General features: G+C 60.1%; 19 protein-coding genes. 5 read left to right on the top strand and 14 right to left on the bottom strand.

Features of this window, described 5'->3' with window-relative positions; all coding sequences use genetic code 11:
* Positions 1–20 precede the first annotated feature (20 nt).
* The 7 genes from AC1DXO_RS25405 to AC1DXO_RS25375 all read right to left on the bottom strand — a co-directional run bounded on the left by AC1DXO_RS25405 (position 21) and on the right by AC1DXO_RS25375 (position 4,923).
* Positions 21–368: a VOC family protein gene (locus AC1DXO_RS25405; protein ID WP_476981015.1), complete on the bottom strand. Its 348-nt coding sequence runs from the start codon at positions 366–368 to the stop codon at positions 21–23.
* On the bottom strand, positions 365–1,012 hold the full coding sequence (locus AC1DXO_RS25400) for a class I SAM-dependent methyltransferase (protein ID WP_476981014.1): 648 nt from the start codon (positions 1,010–1,012) through the stop codon (positions 365–367). The genes AC1DXO_RS25405 and AC1DXO_RS25400 overlap by 4 nt, the downstream gene beginning before the upstream one ends.
* Before the next feature lie 13 nt (positions 1,013–1,025).
* A complete protein-coding gene (locus tag AC1DXO_RS25395; RefSeq protein ID WP_476981013.1) occupies positions 1,026–1,865 on the bottom strand; it encodes a PdaC/SigV domain-containing protein in 840 nt (279 codons plus the stop codon).
* Positions 1,866–1,875: 10 nt separating this feature from the next.
* On the bottom strand, positions 1,876–2,796 hold the full coding sequence (ubiA, locus tag AC1DXO_RS25390; RefSeq protein ID WP_476981012.1) for a 4-hydroxybenzoate octaprenyltransferase: 921 nt from the start codon (positions 2,794–2,796) through the stop codon (positions 1,876–1,878).
* 42 nt (positions 2,797–2,838) lie between these two features.
* Positions 2,839–3,447: a hypothetical protein gene (locus tag AC1DXO_RS25385; protein WP_476981011.1), complete on the bottom strand. Its 609-nt coding sequence runs from the start codon at positions 3,445–3,447 to the stop codon at positions 2,839–2,841.
* 60 nt (positions 3,448–3,507) lie between these two features.
* Complete coding sequence (gene ppk2, locus AC1DXO_RS25380; protein ID WP_476981010.1) at positions 3,508–4,275, bottom strand: polyphosphate kinase 2; 768 nt, start codon at positions 4,273–4,275, stop codon at positions 3,508–3,510.
* Between the two features lie 66 nt (positions 4,276–4,341).
* Positions 4,342–4,923 (bottom strand): PAS domain-containing protein, encoded by a 582-nt coding sequence (locus tag AC1DXO_RS25375; protein ID WP_476981009.1) that lies wholly within the window; start codon positions 4,921–4,923, stop codon positions 4,342–4,344.
* Positions 4,924–5,083: 160 nt separating this feature from the next.
* On the opposite strand from AC1DXO_RS25375, the gene AC1DXO_RS25370 reads away from it, so the two are divergent.
* Complete coding sequence (locus AC1DXO_RS25370) at positions 5,084–5,929, top strand: hypothetical protein (protein ID WP_476981008.1); 846 nt, start codon at positions 5,084–5,086, stop codon at positions 5,927–5,929.
* Positions 5,930–6,131: 202 nt separating this feature from the next.
* Here AC1DXO_RS25370 and acpA read toward each other — a convergent pair whose 3' ends face one another.
* Complete coding sequence (acpA, locus tag AC1DXO_RS25365) at positions 6,132–7,808, bottom strand: acid phosphatase (RefSeq protein WP_476981007.1); 1,677 nt, start codon at positions 7,806–7,808, stop codon at positions 6,132–6,134.
* A 42-nt stretch (positions 7,809–7,850) separates the two neighbouring features.
* Entirely contained in the window at positions 7,851–8,720 is an 870-nt protein-coding gene (locus tag AC1DXO_RS25360; RefSeq protein WP_476981006.1) for an aldose 1-epimerase family protein, read from the bottom strand.
* Between the two features lie 136 nt (positions 8,721–8,856).
* Between AC1DXO_RS25360 and AC1DXO_RS25355 the strand changes: the two genes are divergently transcribed.
* Complete coding sequence (locus tag AC1DXO_RS25355) at positions 8,857–9,102, top strand: type II toxin-antitoxin system Phd/YefM family antitoxin (protein ID WP_476981005.1); 246 nt, start codon at positions 8,857–8,859, stop codon at positions 9,100–9,102.
* A complete protein-coding gene (locus tag AC1DXO_RS25350; protein ID WP_476981004.1) occupies positions 9,099–9,485 on the top strand; it encodes a type II toxin-antitoxin system VapC family toxin in 387 nt (128 codons plus the stop codon). Before AC1DXO_RS25355 ends, AC1DXO_RS25350 begins: the two co-directional genes overlap by 4 nt.
* Before the next feature lie 2 nt (positions 9,486–9,487).
* Here the strand turns inward: AC1DXO_RS25350 and AC1DXO_RS25345 are convergent, their stop codons facing one another.
* From AC1DXO_RS25345 to hfaA, 4 genes are all read right to left on the bottom strand, one after another.
* On the bottom strand, positions 9,488–12,394 hold the full coding sequence (locus AC1DXO_RS25345) for a M16 family metallopeptidase (protein WP_476981003.1): 2,907 nt from the start codon (positions 12,392–12,394) through the stop codon (positions 9,488–9,490).
* Positions 12,395–12,564: 170 nt separating this feature from the next.
* On the bottom strand, positions 12,565–13,779 hold the full coding sequence (hfaD, locus tag AC1DXO_RS25340) for a holdfast anchor protein HfaD (RefSeq protein WP_476981002.1): 1,215 nt from the start codon (positions 13,777–13,779) through the stop codon (positions 12,565–12,567).
* Positions 13,745–14,818: a holdfast anchoring protein HfaB gene (gene hfaB, locus AC1DXO_RS25335; protein WP_476981001.1), complete on the bottom strand. Its 1,074-nt coding sequence runs from the start codon at positions 14,816–14,818 to the stop codon at positions 13,745–13,747. The genes hfaD and hfaB overlap by 35 nt, the downstream gene beginning before the upstream one ends.
* Positions 14,808–15,284: a holdfast anchoring protein HfaA gene (hfaA, locus tag AC1DXO_RS25330; protein ID WP_476981000.1), complete on the bottom strand. Its 477-nt coding sequence runs from the start codon at positions 15,282–15,284 to the stop codon at positions 14,808–14,810. The genes hfaB and hfaA overlap by 11 nt, the downstream gene beginning before the upstream one ends.
* Before the next feature lie 259 nt (positions 15,285–15,543).
* On the opposite strand from hfaA, the gene AC1DXO_RS25325 reads away from it, so the two are divergent.
* Together AC1DXO_RS25325 and AC1DXO_RS25320 are read left to right on the top strand one after the other, a co-directional pair.
* Entirely contained in the window at positions 15,544–16,200 is a 657-nt protein-coding gene (locus tag AC1DXO_RS25325; protein WP_476980999.1) for a rhomboid family intramembrane serine protease, read from the top strand.
* A gap of 99 nt (positions 16,201–16,299) precedes the next feature.
* Positions 16,300–16,731, top strand: coding sequence for a CBS domain-containing protein (locus AC1DXO_RS25320; protein WP_476980998.1), 432 nt, complete (start codon positions 16,300–16,302; stop codon positions 16,729–16,731).
* Between the two features lie 299 nt (positions 16,732–17,030).
* On the opposite strand, the gene AC1DXO_RS25315 is transcribed toward AC1DXO_RS25320, so the two are convergent.
* Positions 17,031–17,379 (bottom strand): hypothetical protein (locus AC1DXO_RS25315; RefSeq protein WP_476980997.1); only part of this gene is annotated, 349 nt, incomplete at its 5' end.

Genomic DNA, 17,379 nt, shown 5'->3' with positions numbered 1-17,379 from the left:
GCCGCCCCCCTAAACGCGCGTCACTTGTCCGACCACACCGCCAATTCATTACCCGAAGGATCGGCAAAGTGAAAGCGCCGGCCGCCGGGGAAGGCGAAGATTGGGGCGATTATGGAGCCGCCGGCCTCGGTCACAGCCGCCAGCGAAGCTTCCAGGTCGTCGCTGTAGAGAATGACCAGCGGCTTCCCGGGCGCCTCGTCGGGATCGGCCTGAAACCCGCCGTCCAGACCGGCATTGACCGGCGCGGCATAGGTCGGGCCGTAGTCGGCAAACTCCCAGCCGAAAGCCTGGCCGTAGAAGGCCTTGACTGGCCCGGTTGCCTGGGCGGGGAACTCGACATAGTCGATGGTGTGATGGGTCTTGCTCATGCGCTCAGTCTCCAGACGCTGGCCGGCTTGACGGCAGAATCTTCGATATCGGGGTTGGTCTGAATGTCGTAACGGGCGCAGTGTTCGAACCCGGTGGCCGGGAAATAGGTGCGGTGCGGGTCGCCGACATAGACCTCGCAGCCTTGGCCCAGGGCGCGGCGCAAAAATGTCAGCATGGCCTCGGTCATCGGCTTTTCGTAGCAGATGTCGCCGGCCAGCACGATCTCGACGTCAGGGGCCGTCCCACCCATTAGATCACCGGCGATAAAACCCAATTGGACGCCATTAAGTTCGGCGTTCAAGCTTACGGCGGCTTCGGCGTGCAGGTCTATGTCGTTGCACACCACGTTCTGCGCGCCCGACAAGGCCGCCGCAATCCCGACCAGTCCTGAACCGCAGGCGAGATCGAGCACGCGGCGCTCCTGCACGATACGTGGATTTTCCATGATGTACCGCGCCAGGGCCTGACCGCCCGACCAGGCGAACGCCCAGAACGGCGGCGCCAGGCGTGTCTGTTCCATCTGCGCCTCGGTCATCAGCCACAGCGGCGTGACCTCGTCAGCCTGATACAGCCTTATGTCGGGCAGGCTCGGCACGATAAGCGGCCGCGTATGGGCAAGAATGAAAGCGCGATGGTCGGTCATGACCGATAAAGCCTTATTCGGCTTTGTCGTTATTGGCGTCCGGATCGGGCAGGGCGTTTTCGGCGATCGGATCGCCAGCGAACTGGTCGGCGAAATCCGGGTTGAGCGCGCTTTTGAACAGGCTTTGCGGTACGCGAATCTCGTAGGGCCCCTCGGCATAGGCGCCGACCTCGGACGGGGCGAACAGGGCGTCGACCGCCCCGACCTTGCCGCTGATCGTCGACGGGATAAGGATCAGACGCGCTTCGGTGAATTTGGGGCAGCCATCGCCGAAATCGGCCTGGCTGACCGGTTCGCCGGCGCGCTTCGATCGCGCCGTTTCAATCTGCTTGCACAGATAGCTGTCGACGCCGCGCATATCGGCGCCATTGCTGAACAGCTTTCCAGTCGGGATCAGTTCGCTGCGCCCCTTGTCCCACAACAGCGCCTGGAAGGTCTGCGACGGATGTGCGCCGCCCTGGAAGTCCTCTTCCTCGGCATATAGCGATACAAACCGCTGCGACTGGGCGGAGATCTTCCAGTTGATCGAGTGCGAATAGCTGGGCACCATAAAACCGTCGGCGCTCTGTTCGGCGCGATCCTTGCGCGCGGCATCCATGAAGGCCGTCAAGGTCGACTGTCCTTCATTGTAAAGCCGTGTATGCAGTTCCGGATACAGCTTGATCGGTTCAGGCAATGTCAGTGTGACCTGGGCGTCGCCATCGGTCTTGGCAAAACCCAGCGGCGCCACGGTGGCCGGCGGCGCGTCGCCCTTGGCCTGCTTGTCGGGCGCCTTGTGACAGCCGAAGACACCCAAACCCAGGTTCAGGGCGATGGCCAAGGCCGCCAAAGTCCTCAATCTGTTCGCCGCCATGGGATTATCCTTAGAAACTGAAGGCCAGTACCAGACCGAGGCACCACAAAAGGCCGGTGGTGCGGTTGGATTTGAACAGCCGCAGGGCAAGGGCGTTATCGTTGAATCGCAGCCGAATGACCTGCATGACAAGATGACCGCTCACCAACAAAAGTCCACCAAAAAAGCGCGGATCGAGGTGCGCCAGCGCGGCACCTGTTGCCGTCAGGACAACGGCCAGACCATAGAAGACGGCGATTCCGGTTTTTGCATGTCGGCCCAGTGCCCGGGCGCTCGACTTGACCCCGACAAAGGCGTCGTCCTCGATGTCCTGCAAGGCATAGATGGTGTCGTAGCCGATGGTCCAGAAGATCAGCCCGGCATAAAAGACCCACGCCCCCCAATCGACGTCTCCCGTCACCGACGCCACGGCCATGGGGAAGCCCCAGTTGAAGGTGATCCCGAGCCAGGCCTGCGGCCACCAGGTGATGCGCTTCATGAATGGATAGGCAGCGACTAGCCCCAGGGATACGAAGCCCAGTATGATGGCGAAGGTCCCCAGTAGCAGCAGGATGAGAAAGCTGATCAGGGCGCAGCCGGCGACAAAGGCGAGGGCCTGTTTGGGCGTGATCTGGCCCGACGGAATGGGCCGGCCGCGCGTCCGTTCGACCTGGGCGTCGATATCGCGATCGACGAAGTCGTTATAGGCGCAGCCCGCCGCGCGCATCAACGCCGAACCGATTGCGAAGAGCACCAGGTTCAGGAACGGAAATTGCGCCGGGTAGTAGGTGGCGAAGGCCAGGCCCATGGCGCCGGGCAGGAACAGCAGCCAGATACCGATCGGCCGGTCGAACCGGCCCAGCCGCAGCCAGGGCTGCAGCACGGCCGGAGCGTAGCGGTCGACCCAGTTGCGGCTACTGGCGTCGGGCAGGGGATTGACGGGATCGGTCATGGGCTCTCCATGATCCCGGTCGCCGCAAAAGTCAAAGGTTGACTAAGCTCTACGTTTTACGACTAGGCTGCGGTCCTTGCGGACTTCGCGCGCCGGAATGATCCGGGCAAAGGGACGCAGGCCGAACAGCGACATTTCCATACCGGTCTCCAGTATATCGCCACGCTTCGGCGTCTTGAGGAACAGGTCTTCCGTCGGCGTGATGACATGAACGCCTTCGGGCGCATAGATCAGCACCAGGCCCTCGTTCTTCGGCATCACTTCCGACCAGATCTTGAGCTGTTCGTAATAGTGCGGCTGGCGCCAGGCGGCGGGCCGATCAGGATCGACATCGACGGCCAGGGTCGTGCCATTGGGCTCCAGCCGCAGAACGAAACCGCAGATATCAGGCCGCCACAAGGCCTTCATATCGTCGTGCTTCAGCCACAGGCATTTGAAATCCTGGCAGATTTGTGGATGCAGGCCCCAGATGCCGCAACCGGTGCCGGCGCGCTGATGATTGCAGTTATGTCCGGCTTTTTTGCCCAGGTCATCGATGTCGTAGACCTTGCAGCACAGGGTGCAGTCGCCGCAAACCTTGAGATTTGGCCGTTTAGACGGCACGTGTTGGTCAGGTTTCGAAACTTCGGCGCTTGGCGTCGTGGCGGTCATTCTGTCACCCAGGAACATTTTGTTCAGAGCGAAGCGTGACCGATCAGAGTCAATATTCCGTTACTTTTCGAGTTTTTTGTGGCCGGCAATGACCTCGTCATAGCTGAAAACAATATCGGGATCTGGCGCCTCGACCACCTGGCTCATTTCAGGACAGGCCAGGACGTTGAGCACATGGCGCACGATCGCTTCGCGCGCCTTGCGCTTGCTGTCAGTGGCGACGCAGTACCACGGTCCGTCCGCATGGTGGGACCGGCGCAGCATATCGTCACGCGCCTTGGAATAGTCGCCCCATTTATCCTGGGCGACGGCGTCGAGCGGGCTGACCTTCAGCCGTTTCAGCGGATCGGAACGACGGTCGTCCAGCCTCTGCTTCTGTTCGTCGCGTGAGATATCGAGCCACAGCTTGATCAGGGTGATGCCGCTGCGCACCAGCATGGCTTCGAAATCGGGCACGTCGCGGATAAAGGTTTCCTGCTCTTCGGGCGTCGAAAATCCCATTACCTTCTCGACTCCGGCGCGGTTGTACCACGACCGGTTATAGAGGACCCATTCGCCCGATGTCGGTAACTGATGGACGTAGCGCTGGAACCACCAGGCGCCACGGTCGAAATCGGACGGCTTGGGCAGGGCGATGATGCGCGTATTGCGCACCGACAGGGTCTCGGAAAGGCGCTTGATGGCGCCGTCCTTGCCCGCGGCATCGCGGCCTTCGAAGAGGATGCAGACCTTGCCTCCGTTCTTCATGGTCCAGATCTGGGTATCGACCAGGGCCACCTGCAGCTTTTCGAGGCGTGCCTGGGCTTCCTCGGCTTTTGACTCGGACATGATGGCGCACTCCTGATGAAGGCGCACCTCGCTACAGATTGTGTGAAAAATCAAGCCCGAGAAGACTTAAGCGATATTCCGCCCCTCGACGGCGACCAGACGCAGATGCGCGGCGCCGACGCGTCGATGTGGTTCATAAAGACGCGACGATACTAATGTATAGCGGCCGATCGAGCCCTTGGTGTTTTTGGGCGCTACCGATAGGGTCTGATAGATTCCGACGAAACGATCGACCACGCCATCGCGGTTCATCATGGGACACAAACATATCTCGAGTGTCACCGTTTCGCTTTGGGACAAGGCGGCCTCATCCTCGCCATGCGGCACCCAGGGCGCCGATACGGTCATGATCACGGGCTGTTCGCGACGCAGGCTCATCTGCATCGCGGTCTCGACTGTGTTGGCAAACGGCGAACGGAAGAGGCCGAGAAATGACGTATCTTTCAGCTCATAACCGTGCAGAGCCACGAGAAATCCGCCCGACAGGCGAAAGCGATAGCTGTGATCCAGTGTGGAGATCATGATCATCTGCGGGATCAGGCTTTTCAAACGCGCAGGGTCGAAACGGTCGCGCGACGGTGCCCGTTCGGGCTGCGTCTGCAGGCCTCGCCAGTAGCTCAGAAATGAAACTGTGCTGGAATGGGGCACGCGGCTCTCCTTCTGGGGTGAAAGAGGCAAGATTGCTGCCGTAAAAGGCTGCCCAACGGTAATTTATGTGGACAGGCTTAAGAAAAGGGCAAGTTTGGCGCGGTATGGTTCTTGCTTGCCGGGCTAGAAAGCCAAAAAGGAGCGTTCTATGCGCGCAGTCATGAAAAAGTTAGTCCTTGCCGTCTTGAGCATCGGCGCGCTGGCGTTTGCCGGCGAAGCCCTGGCCTGCAAGACCGGCTGTTCGCCGCCCCCGCCGGCCCATCCCCCGCATAATCCGCCCCCGCCGTCCTGCGGTGGTGGTTGCGGTGGTGGCGGTCATCATGGCGGCGGCGGTCATCATGGTGGTCACGGCGGCGGCGACATTAATGTCAATGTTAACGTCAAGAACAGTTCCAGCTCCAGCTCCAGGGCGTCCGCCTTCGCTTCAGGTTCGGGCAGCGGCGCTGTTTATGGCGGCGGCTACGGCAACTGGTCGCAAACCCCAGGCTACCCGCAAGGCGTCGGCCTGAACGTCGACACCGGCCAGGCCGCGGCGCAGTTCGAATCCTATTCCGAAGAACAGACCTTCACCAAGACGACCATTATACAGGCGTCGTGTATCGATGATACGGGCGTTCCGCACCCGGCGTCGCAGCTGTTCCCGGACCGCAACATCAACAACGACTATTCGGGCGAAATCTACCGCTGCATCGCCGGCACCCACATGCAGTGGGTCTATGCAGACTATAACGGCCACGACATCAATTTCGACGGCGGCAAGTCGACCAGTTGCCAAAAGGGTGAAGCCCTGTGGTTCGAGCACGGCCTGTTGACCTGCCGCGTCCAGCATCCGGAACGCCAGTGCAACGAGCGTTCGCTGCTGCGCCGCTTCGGCGTCGGCGTGAAGATCCTGACCCTGACCCGCACCGAGACGGTCAGCCGTCAGCGTCAGGTCGCTGTCCAACAGCAATCTTCGGGCTCCAGCTATATGGTGTTCGACGGTGGTGTCGGCGGCTTCGTCCAGTAAATCGCCAGAGCGCAATCCGACAAAGTGTGCAGCACCGCACGGGCGGCCCCGTTTTCGGTTAAATTGCGCGTCAAAAAAATTAGAGCGAAATGACGGTTCTACCTAAAGTCATTTCGCTCTAGCGTTTCAATAAAAAAGTAGCGCGCACCAACTTAAAATCCCGCCGGTTTTTCGGCGGGATTTTTGATTCGGCCGGCCACAATCAGGTAAACTGCAGCGCCAATGTCAGATCGCCCGGAGCCACGCCGCCGGCCGCCATCATTGCCTCTTCGCGCTCACGCAAACCCGGCAAGGTCTCAAGCCCGAACCGGCGAACCAGGAAGCGCGAGATCGAACCCGTATCGTACAGCGTATGATCGACGTGACCCTTCTTCGCAAAGGGCGAGATAATGATGGCCGGGATGCGCACGCCGGGCCCCCAGCGATCACCCTTCGGCGGCGCTACGTGATCCCACCAGCCGCCATTTTCGTCAAACGTCACAATGACGACCATGTTCTTCCACTGCGGGCCGGACTGTAGAGCGTGGATGATGTTGGCAATATGCCGGTCGCCATTTTCGATATCGGAATATCCGGCGTGCATGTTCAGATTGCCCGGTGGCTTATAATAGGTGACCGTCGGCAAGGCGCCCTTTTCGATATCCGCCAGGAAGCGATTGGTGCGCGGGCTGTCCTCGACCCCGCCGTCGCGCAAATGCCGCTCCCGGTCCACCGTCGCCGGCGCGAAACGGGCAAAATAGTTGAACGGCTGATGATGTTCCTGGAAGTTGGGCCGTCGGGCATATTCCGGCGGCTTCGTTTCGCCCGGCACGGGCGCCGGCGCCCTCAAGGCTACGTCCCAGCCGCCGGCATACCATGCCCAGTCGATACCCTTGTCCGACAACCGGTCACCGATCGTCGCATGGGTTTGCGGCACAATGGTCTTGCCATCGTTGAAGTCGGCCAGGAGAGGATTATGCGGATCGCGGGTTGGGCTGGGCGCATAGGGCGGATTGACGGTGTTGACGCCATAGAAGTCGGGAGAATAGTTGGTGCTACCGAATTTCGGTGGTGCATCCATCGAGCTGGCGGCCAGGCCAGGCTTGGGCCGCAGACTAATGCCCGTGGGATCGCCCTCGATATCGGCGATCAACTCACGGGCTGCAGTATGGTCGGCATTGGGATAGTGCGGCGGCCGCGCCGCGATCAGATACTGGTGATTGATGCAGCTGCCGCCGAAAGCCCCCATGAAGAAGTTGTCGCACAGCGTATAGTCGCGGGCGATGCGCCACAGCCGCATATTGACGTCGTTATCGCCGTAATGGCCCATGACCATGGCGCCGGTATCACCCCAGGCGACGAAGCGATCCATGCGTCCGCCATTGATCTGCATCTGGCTGCGATAGAATTCGTGCACCAGGTCCCGCGTCACCACGCCCTGGGGCAGAAAATCGCCTTGCGGTGTCCGCAACGCGAAAGGCTGGTTGGGCAGTCCGGTGATGGCGTCTTCACCGATCAGGTAGGTTTGATGATTGACCACCTGTTCTTCCTTGACCATCCCGCTCCATATCTTTGGCAGGTTGGCAAGAAGGCTTCCGTCGCGGTCGCGTTGTACGTAGTGCTCGGGTTTCAGATCCTTCAGCGGCGCCTGCAAGCCGGGAAAATGGGCGAAGAGATTGTTGAAGCTGCGGTTCTCGGCATAGATAACGACAACGGTCCGGACGTTTTCGCGCAGGGCGTCGTCTACGCTCTGCCTGTGCCGGTGAGGTTTCGCTTCACTGACCGAGGGCGTCCCGCCTAGCAGCCCGGCGATACCCAGCGCACCCAGCAATTCGCGGCGGTTCGCGCCTTTGGGAGCCATCGCCGCATCGTCTGGGGTTTCCGTCACCTTTTTAGCCATGTCTGTCCTCCTGGGCTATCCTATTACGCACGGCTGCGCGGGTTACGCCGGCAACTCGACCGAAAAGGCGAAGTGCGCTTTTTCCCCTGGCTGGAGACTGAGGCTATACGGGCGCTTGGCCAGGTCGTCCGAGCCGCCCGCTTCAGCCGCCAGACCGTGCCAGGGCTCGATACAGATAAAGGGCGCACCGGGTTTTTGCCACAGCGCCAGATTGGGCAGGTTCTCGAAGAAGAATTTCAACGCCGGCCCGCCTTCCGCGGCGTAGGTAAGGCCAGTGCCTGCGCCCTCGGGGAAGACAAGCGCGTCCGCGACGAACAGGGCCTGGTCCAGGGCAAGCCTGCCGCTCTTGAAGGATGAAGCAAGTTTTCCGGGCTTGATCAGCCCTTCTTCCAGTCCGGCGCGCGCCGGTTCTGCGCCATTGTCGAGGGTCACTGTGTGACGCTTGCCGGCGGCGTCCGGCAGTGGCCAGACAAAGGCCGGATGGAAGCCGAGGCCGAAGGGCATGGGCTGGCTATCACGGTTTTCGACTTCGGCCGAGACTGTGAGCCTGCGACCGTCCACCCGGTGGATCAGGCTGAGTACGAAGTCGAACGGGTAGGCGACCCGGCTCGTCTCCGACGCCCTCAGTTCGAAGCGGCACATGGTGTCGTCCTGCGCCGCCAATACAAATTCGCTGCGCCGGGCAAAGCCGTGCTGAGCCATCTCATAGGACTTGCCGGCAATATGCACCCTGTTGTCAGGTGCCCTGCCGACCATGGGAAACAGGATTGGCGATCGTCCGCTCCAGAACCGGGCGTCGCCATCCCAGAGCCAGGCCTTGCCGTCCGATGTCGTCAGGCTCTGCATTTCCGCGCCGAGCGAGGATACTTCGAGAGCGAGATAGGGATTGGCGATACGGGTTATGACTGGCATGGACGATCTCGTGGCAGGTTGCCGAAGCAGGGGGAGGAAATAGCGATACTACGTCATGCTATCGAAGCTGACCTCACTTTTCGTTGCCAATTGTCGTAGACTGGACTAAACTAATCAGACTTAGTTCAGGTGTGCCATGAAAGCTGTCAATATTCACGAAGCCAAGACTCATCTGTCGCGTCTGGTCGATCAGGCGGCCAGGGGCGAGCCCTTTATCATCGCCAAGAACGGCAAGGCCTTGGTGAAGGTCGTGCCTCTCGACACGCCACATTTTGCCGTACCTCAACGCCTGGGTTTCATGGCTGGACAATTCAGTGTGCCGGACGATTTCGACACGATGGGACAGGACGAGATCATCAAGATGTTTAACGGCGAAGCATGAAATATCTCCTGGATACCCATCTGCTGCTGTGGGCGGCGTTGTCGCCGCAGCGTCTGTCAAAACAAGCCACTGACCTGATTGTCGACCCTGAACACGAACTTTATTTCAGTCCGGTCGGTCCCTGGGAAGTCGCGATAAAGAATAGTCTCGGGCGCCCGGATTTCCAGGTTGACCCGCACCTGCTGCGGCGCGGTTTGCGCGACAACGGCTATATAGAGCTGCCAATTCTTGGCCAGCACGCCGTTGCCGTGGCCAATCTACCGCCGATTCACAGAGATCCCTTCGACCGCATGTTGGTGGCTCAAGCCACCGTCGAAGGCATGACGCTGCTGACATCCGACGAGACCGTGGCGTCTTACCCCGGTCCCGTCCGTCTCGTCTGATCTTACTGTGCCGCAGGCTTGATCTGGATCATCAAAGCCTTGCCCATATCGAGATAGGTCGTGGCCAGGGCCTGGATATCCTGCGGCGTCACGGCCATCAGTTGATCCCGACGCGACCGGATGGCGTCCAGCTTGCGCGGATCGCTCATTGTGCCGGGCAGGACCCGGGCCCAGTAGGCATTGGTCTTCAGGTCGTTTTCGAGACGATCCAGCACTGGCTTCCGGGCGCGCAGCAATTCATCGTCGCTGATCGGCTTCGCCTTGAGGTCGGCGACGATGGCGGTCAGCGCCGTCTGGAAGGTCTCGGCATTTTCCGGCTTCACCGCGGCCGACACGCTGAAATAACCGTAATGGCTAAAGGCGTTCGAGGCGTAGCTGTCGGCATTGGGGCTGTAGGCCAGGGCCTGCTTTTCACGCACCTCGTCGGTCAGGCGCAAGGTCATGACATCGGACAGCATTTCCAGGCCGCGCGACCGCTTCATATTGCTGAAGAAGTCGTCGGACGGCCAGGCGACATAGGTCAGTCCCTGGTCGGCGCGGCCGTGGTGCTCGAAGGTCTGTGAAAGATTGGTGGCCGGGAACTTGACCGTATCGGAATCGGCAGGGATGGGGGCCGCCGTGCGCGGGGCCAGGGTGGCGAAGGTCGCCGCGATCTGCGCCTTGGCTTCGTCCTCGGTCACATCGCCGACAATGGTGATTTCCACCGGCTCGGTCTTCAACTGCGTATCGATCAGGGTCTTGATCTGGTCGTTGGTCGTGGCCAGGAATTGGTCCTGGCTGGGAATGCCGAAACGCGGATCGCCGGAATGCAGGACGGAAGACGCCTTCATCTGGAACACGCCGTTGGGCGTCGAATCGAGCGAGGTATAATAGTTCGGCACAAAAGCCTTCAGTCGTTCCCAGGCATCGGCCCGATAGGCGGAATCGACGGTAAAGGCCATCAGGACCTGCATCTGGGTGGCAAAATCCTGGCTGGTCGTGCCGCCGCGCAGTGTGGTCGAATCCTCGCCGATATCGAAGTCGAGGCCGTAGATCTTGCCGGTCAGGCTGTCCTTGATTTCGGCCGCTTCCAGCTTGCCCAGACCGCCCTCGAACACACCCTGTGCCGAGGCCTGGAACACGGGCGGCTTGGCGCCCGGCGACAGGCTGTCCAGCCCGCCGGCAAAGCGCACCGTGATGCCGATCTCGTCTTCCTTGAACTTGGTCGACTTGATGGTCGCCTTCAGGCCGTTGGCATAGGTCAGTTGCACGATGCCGAGATCGGGGACTTCCTCGCGCTTGACGATGGCCGCCGGGCTGCCGAAATCGGTATAGGGCCAAGTCTTGTTGGCGTGGCTTTCGGCGGCAACGACCTTGGCCGCCTTGATCGCCGCGTAGCTGGCGCTGAGCGCCGGCTTGTCGAGATCGCCCAGGGTCTCGCCGCTGTGCCAGATCAGCGGGCCGTCGCCGGCAAACAGCGGTTTCACGCCGGCATTGACCGCGGCCAGGGTGATCTTCGGCTTCAGGCTTGCGAAGAAATCATAATCCTGCTGCGGCGAAGTGAAGACCTCGCCATTGTCGACGGAATCGACCAGTCCCTCGGCCAGGTTGCGGCTGTTGCGCGTATTGGCGCCTTGCAGCGCTGCCTTGTAGGCCGCTTCCATGTCCGCCAGCACGCGGTCCAATTCGGCCTGGTCGGCGCCATACTGTTCGAACTGGCGCAGGGTCGTGTAGGCCTGCTCGAAGGCAGCCTTGTCCTGGCCCGGCTTGGGCGTGACATTCAGTTGCGTCATCTCGGCCGTATGCTCGATGTCGAAATGGCCGACACCGGCGGAGGCGAAGGCGGTATTCGGCAACTTGGCCTGACGCTCGAAGCGCTCATTGAGGATCGCCGTACGCACGCCGTCCAGCGTATCGTCGGTCGCCGTGCCCAGGGTCTGGTAGCGGTCATCGTATGGCGTCGACCACGACATGGCTATGCCGTCGGGCAGGCCCTTTTCGACATAGGTCTCGATGATCGCGCCCTTGTTCTTGTAGGCGCCGAAGTCGGTGGTGCGCAGGGGGCCGGGCGCCGCCGGCTTCCAGTCGGAGAACTTGGTCTTGATCCGCGCTTCCATGGCGTCGAGGTCGAAATCGCCGACCGCGACCAGGGTCGCCTGTTCCGGACGGTAGAAGGCGTTGTAGAAATCGCTGAAGGTTTCGCGTGGCGCCGTCTTGATGATGTCGGTCAGACCGATGGGCAGGCGTTCGGGGTATTTCTGGCCGGCAAAGGCCTTGCCCGACCAGGCCATGAATTCGTGCATGCCGGGATTGTCGCGCAGGCGTTCTTCACCCAAAATGACGCCGCGCTCGCTGTCGATCGCCTTGGCGTCCAGCAGCAGGTTGCCGGCCGTTTCGCGCAGCAGGAACACGCCGACATCGAGGTCGTCATCGGCGACCTTCGGCAGGTCCAGTTCATAGACGGTTTCATCGAAATTGGTGAAGGCATTGGTGTCGGGGCCGAATTCTAGGCCGTGACGCTGCAGGATCTTGACCATCTCGCCTTCCGGCACATTGGTCGATCCGTTGAACGCCATATGCTCCAGGAAGTGGGCCAGACCGCGCTGGGTCTCGTTTTCCATCATAGATCCGGCATTGATGCGCAGGCGCAACGACGCCGTACCCGGAGGCGTGGCGTTCTTCATGATAATATAGGTCATGCCGTTGGGCAGCTTGCCGAACCGAATGGCGGGGTCGGCCTTGATATCGGAGTGGTTCTGGGCGAAATCGACGGGCTTCGATGCGTCCGGCGCCGCGGCGGCGGTCGCAGCCGGAGCCGTCTTGGCCAGGACGACGACCGGAGCCAGAGTCGTGGTAAGCGCCGTGGTGGCCAGGGCCAGTGCCGCCAGCGAGGGCAGGAAGGTCGAAACGAGGGTCTTGCGCGATATCATTTATGGGCTCCGCATCAGCAATGCGGCGAACCTGACGCATGTTCGCGCCGGAATAAAGGCCAAAGTGCAAGGTTACAGTTTGTTAAGGTGCCTTGTCATTGTCCAGGCTTGACTTATCGCCCACCCGCGTTGGCTGCCGCCGAGGCCGGGAGGGGCGCTCCCTACTCTAACTAATGCCCTGAACCCGACACATAATAGGTCGCGCTGTTGCCCGTGGCGCGGGCTGTCGACACGATCGAGCGCCCTTTGGCGACGGTTGCGGCAGCGGAGGCCGTCACATCCGAATTGTTGACCTGGCTGTTGTTGGCACCCAGATCGCCGCCGCAGTCGGCGCAGGCATAGCCCAGGGCCTGATTGCCGACTGCATCCGCCGTGACATAGGCGTCCCAGCCGGTCGTGCCTTCGAAGGACGCGCTGACATCGACGCCACCACTCGACACCTGATCGTTATCGATACGGACATAGATGTCGTTGTTGCCGGCCGCCATATTGTTGCCGATGCCGGTTGCCGTGGCATGGGCCTCGCCATATTCATAGGACTGGACGACAGATTGCGCCTGAACCGCGCCGGCCTGGACCTGGCGATTGTCGACGACCAGAGAACCACCCTGGTTCTGCAGGTCGACATTATTGGCGATTGCTGTGCCGCTGCTCGACACCAGCCACATATTTCCGCCATAGACTTCCGAGCGCGCCTGGGTGTCCCCCGTCGTGCCCTGATTGGTCTCGTGCTCCTGCGAGCCGCGGTCGTCGCTAAAAGACGAATAGTAGTTGTTGGTCGCGCTGGCATTATAGGCGTTGGGCGAGGGCGAATAATGCACGATGGCCGACACATTGGCCTTGGAATCGGTGGCTGAGGCCTGCCATGACGACGCGTCGAGCCGTCCGTTCGTCACCTGATAGGCCGTGTGATTGACCTCGGACGTCGCGTTACCTTCGCCACTTACATAGATGGCGTTGTTGGGCGAACTAATGTGCGTCGTCGCCGAGACGGTCGCAGCCTGCGACACCTGACGGGTATTCATGGCGCTCAGGTCGCCGTTTTCGGCGACGAAGCTGGTATAGTTGCCGATACCCTGGCTGGCGGCATAGACCGGGGTGCCCAGCGACAGATCCTCGTCGCCGGTATTGGTGCCATTAATGTGCACATCGCCCGAGATATTGCCGCGTACGAACTGATAGTTATAGAGGCTTGCGTCGACGGCCTGGTTGCCGCCGGTCAGCGCATTACCGGTGGCAAAGGCTTCTCCCTTGGTCAGGCCGTCGTTCTCAACCACGTTCAGGGTCTGGGAGGCGAGCACGTCGCCTTCCTGGTCCTGGACGTTGTTGATGGCCTCTTGCGCGAAACTGCTAGTAGCGAGAGCCGCCGGAAGAACGGCCGCCATTGCCACGGCCACGAGAAGACGTCGAGACATCCGTCCAGCGGTTCGGATCGGCGCGGGTACCGGCATTGTTCGTCTCCAGATTATTATAGGCAGGGGTCAGGCCGCCGGTGGCGCCGATGGTGTCATTATAAAGAAAGTCATTGGACGGATCGAGGCAGACCTCGGGACCCGACACGCCGTACAGATTGGCCATGAATTCCAGCGTCGCGCGCTCGATCATGGCGCGGACCGCCAGTTGCATGGGTTCCAGGGCGCCCTGGCCGCCGGAGATGTCGAAGATATTGCCGTTCAGGATGTCGAAGACACCAGCCTTCACTTCGCGGCCGACGATCTGCTTTTGATACGAGATGACATCGACGACTTCCAGCGTACGGGTGTCGACCAGGCGCAGGTCCAGCGCCACATTCATCACATAGGTGCGGCCGGTGAACAGGCCCTTGACGCCGCCGTCGGAGACTTCGCCGGCATAGGCATCAACGCCCGACGAGCGGATATTGTAGTTCAGCTCGGTAATACCGCCGACGATGAAGAAGTCGGAACCGGCGACCGAGCCAGCATTGATCTTGCGGAAGTCGCCCGGCGCCGTCGGATTGGCGCTCGGTGCATCGGTGATCAGCTTGTTATTGGCGTATTTCAGTTCCATTTCACCGACGCTGGTGTCGAAACGTTCGACCTGGCGCGCTCCGGACTTCGCCAGGGCCGTCATCGCCATCAGCGAGGCGCCCTGGGTGATTTCGCGACCGCCTTCCAGCGACACCTTGCCGGTGTAGTCCGAGATACGGCCGACGGCCAGACGCGGCGAAGCCAGGCGATGCTGGCGGGCAAAGGAGCCCAGGCAGACGAGGGCGTCGGAATAGGCCGTCGCATTGGCGGTGACCGGCGCCTTGCCGATCGGGTCTTTATAGACGCCGGCCGAGTTGACGCTGGGGGTGGTCATACAGCCGGTCAGGGTCATGCTCAGGGCTGCGGCGCTGGTAAGCAGTGCGGCGAACCGTTTCAGGCCTTTGCGAGGCGCGTGAATTTGGGTCTCAGAAGCCATTGAGGTTTACCTGTCCGTTCAAAGAGGAATCCGTCGACGATGTCCCTGTGGCGCCTTGCGCCGTACGGCCGTTGCTTGTGGCCGTGACATTGCCGTTGTTGGTTTGGGTCGAGTGAATGATCACCGTGTTGTAATTGCCGTTGACGACGACCGAGAGGTTGTTGCCAATGGCCGTTGCCCCGCCCAGCGCCCCTGCGCCGGAAAAGGAATCACCGGCACCGAGCGATTTCGAATAGGAGAAGACGCTGTTATCGCTGCCGATCGACATGGAACCGTCGACCATGACACGATTGCCATTGGCATCGCGCGTCGACGGATCGACCGCGTTCTGCATCTGGTTACGGGCGAGACCGTAGCCGGTTTCGAACGCGGCGGCCTTGGTCGACATGGTCTGGGCCATGCCCGGCGAGGCCGCGAGGGCAAGCCCTGCAAGACCCGTCAGGATAGCGACTTTAGTTAACGACATGGCACACGCTCCGGTGTTGACGACACGGTTCTGTCAGCAAATCAGGTGCCAATGTGGTTCATAACCTTAAAAAATACGTATATTTTTACCCGCGGACGGGATTAAATTCTGTTTTTAAAGGGGAATATGACGGTTTCGCTTAACGCTTGAGGTGTAAAAAAAGCGTCGCACGTGCAACGGGATGCCAGTTTGGGGCAGGGTTCTCCTGAAAAGCGTATCAAAATAAGCCAGGTCCCAAATAAGCCAGATAAGGTGAGCTGTGAACAAACCTGAATTTCGCGAACCCATTTTCGGCGCGCCGCTGGCCACGCTCGTCCTGCCGGCGATCATCGTGGCGGTGCTGGTGCTGGAACTTACGCTCAGCAAGAGCGGCATGGCCGCCCTGTTCGACGCATTTGGCCTCAACCCGCTCTTGCTGCGGCAGGGCAGGGTGGAGCTTTTGTTCAGCTACGCCTTTCTGCACGGCAGTCTGGTGGGCGGGCTGGTCAATGCGCTCATTATAATGCTGTTCGGTGTGCCGCTGATCCGCGCCTTCGGCGGTGGCGGATGGGGCTTTGTATCGTTTCTGCTGCTGTTCGAAGTGACCGCCGTCACGGCAGGCTTGGCGTTCTGCTTTCTTCATATGTATGAGAACCTGACGGTCGTCGGCGCCTCGGCTGCCGCTTCGGGCATCATGGGGGCGGCGGTAAGGCTGCCCTGGCGGGGCGGGGATATCAAGTTGCTTCCCTTTACGAATCCGCAGGTCGTGGCCCTAAGCGCAATTATTGTCGTCTTTCACGTGGTGTCATATTTCTCCCATAAGGGCGCCTTCACCGATATGGCGTGGGAAAGCCACCTGTCGGCCTATGTAATCGGCCTGGTGCTGATTTCGCCCTGGCTGCATGTCTTCCACGCGCGATATTTCACAACAAGTTGAACTGTCGCAGGTACGCGTCTTTATTGCAATTTTATGCGCATCGCGAGACCATCACCTTTTAAGGCTCATAACATAAGAGCCGATCCGGGAGGGTGAGTTATGCTGATCAACCAGTTGCTTAACACCAAAGGCCGTCAGGTATTTACGGTCACGCCGGACGACACCTTGTCGTCAGTGGCGGCACTTCTCTATACGCGCAAGGTCGGCGCCTTTGTGGTGACGGACCGGGTCGACCGTGTGGTCGGCATTATTTCCGAACGCGACATTATACGCGCCATTGCCCAGACGGGCCACGACTCGCTCAGCCAGCCGGTCAACAAGTTCATGAGCAAGGATGTTGTATCTGCCCATCTCGGTGAGACGGTCGAGACGCTGCTGAGCCGGATGACGGATCGCCGGATTCGCCACCTGCCCGTCATGGAAGGGGCGCGGCTGGTCGGCATCGTATCCATCGGCGACCTGGTCAAGGCGCGCATCGCTGCGACAGAACACGAAGCGCAGACGCTGAAGGCCTATATTACAGCCGGCTGAGCCGCGCGTTTTCGCACATTCTAAAAAAGTTCATATTTCTGAATTTAAGGCTTGCGACTCCTGTCGCAAGCCACTAGATACCGCGCCTCGCTGTTGAGGTTCTGCCGATCCAGCGTCCGGCGAAAATTAAGTTTGTAAAAATCTAATTAACGCTTGATGCAAAATCGAAACGGGATTAAGACACGCAACCTTCTGATTCAGCTTAAGAGAGCCAGGGATTATCCCACAAAGATAGTCCGGCGAACTTTTGTTGTCTTCGTTAAAAACGGCCTTAAACACGCTGTGGATAAAGAAGAAAATCAGTTGACACGAAATCGGCGCTTAGCTAAATACGCGCCTCCTTCGATGACTTGGATATAAGTTGTCACCGCCACCGGCTCGGTCGGCAGCGGTTCGGTCTTTGACATTGTATATATTGGAAAGAGAAACGCAGGCGGCGGTGTTCTGGCGTAGGCTTGAGATAGCCTACTTATGACACTTGATGTTTGCGGTCTCTTTAATAGACAACCATTCGACATTTTGACTTCGGTTAGAATGTCGTGTGGGAACTCGTTAATGAACGTAAACTTACGCAGTGATTTGAAGAAATGACTGAGTTTAAGTGTCAAACCAACCTGAGAGTTTGATCCTGGCTCAGAGCTCAGAGCG

The sequence above is a fragment of the Asticcacaulis sp. P2_C5 genome (assembly GCF_056404555.1).
The sequence above is the reverse complement of the archived record's forward strand: the minus strand, read 5'-3'. Positions and strand labels throughout refer to the sequence as shown.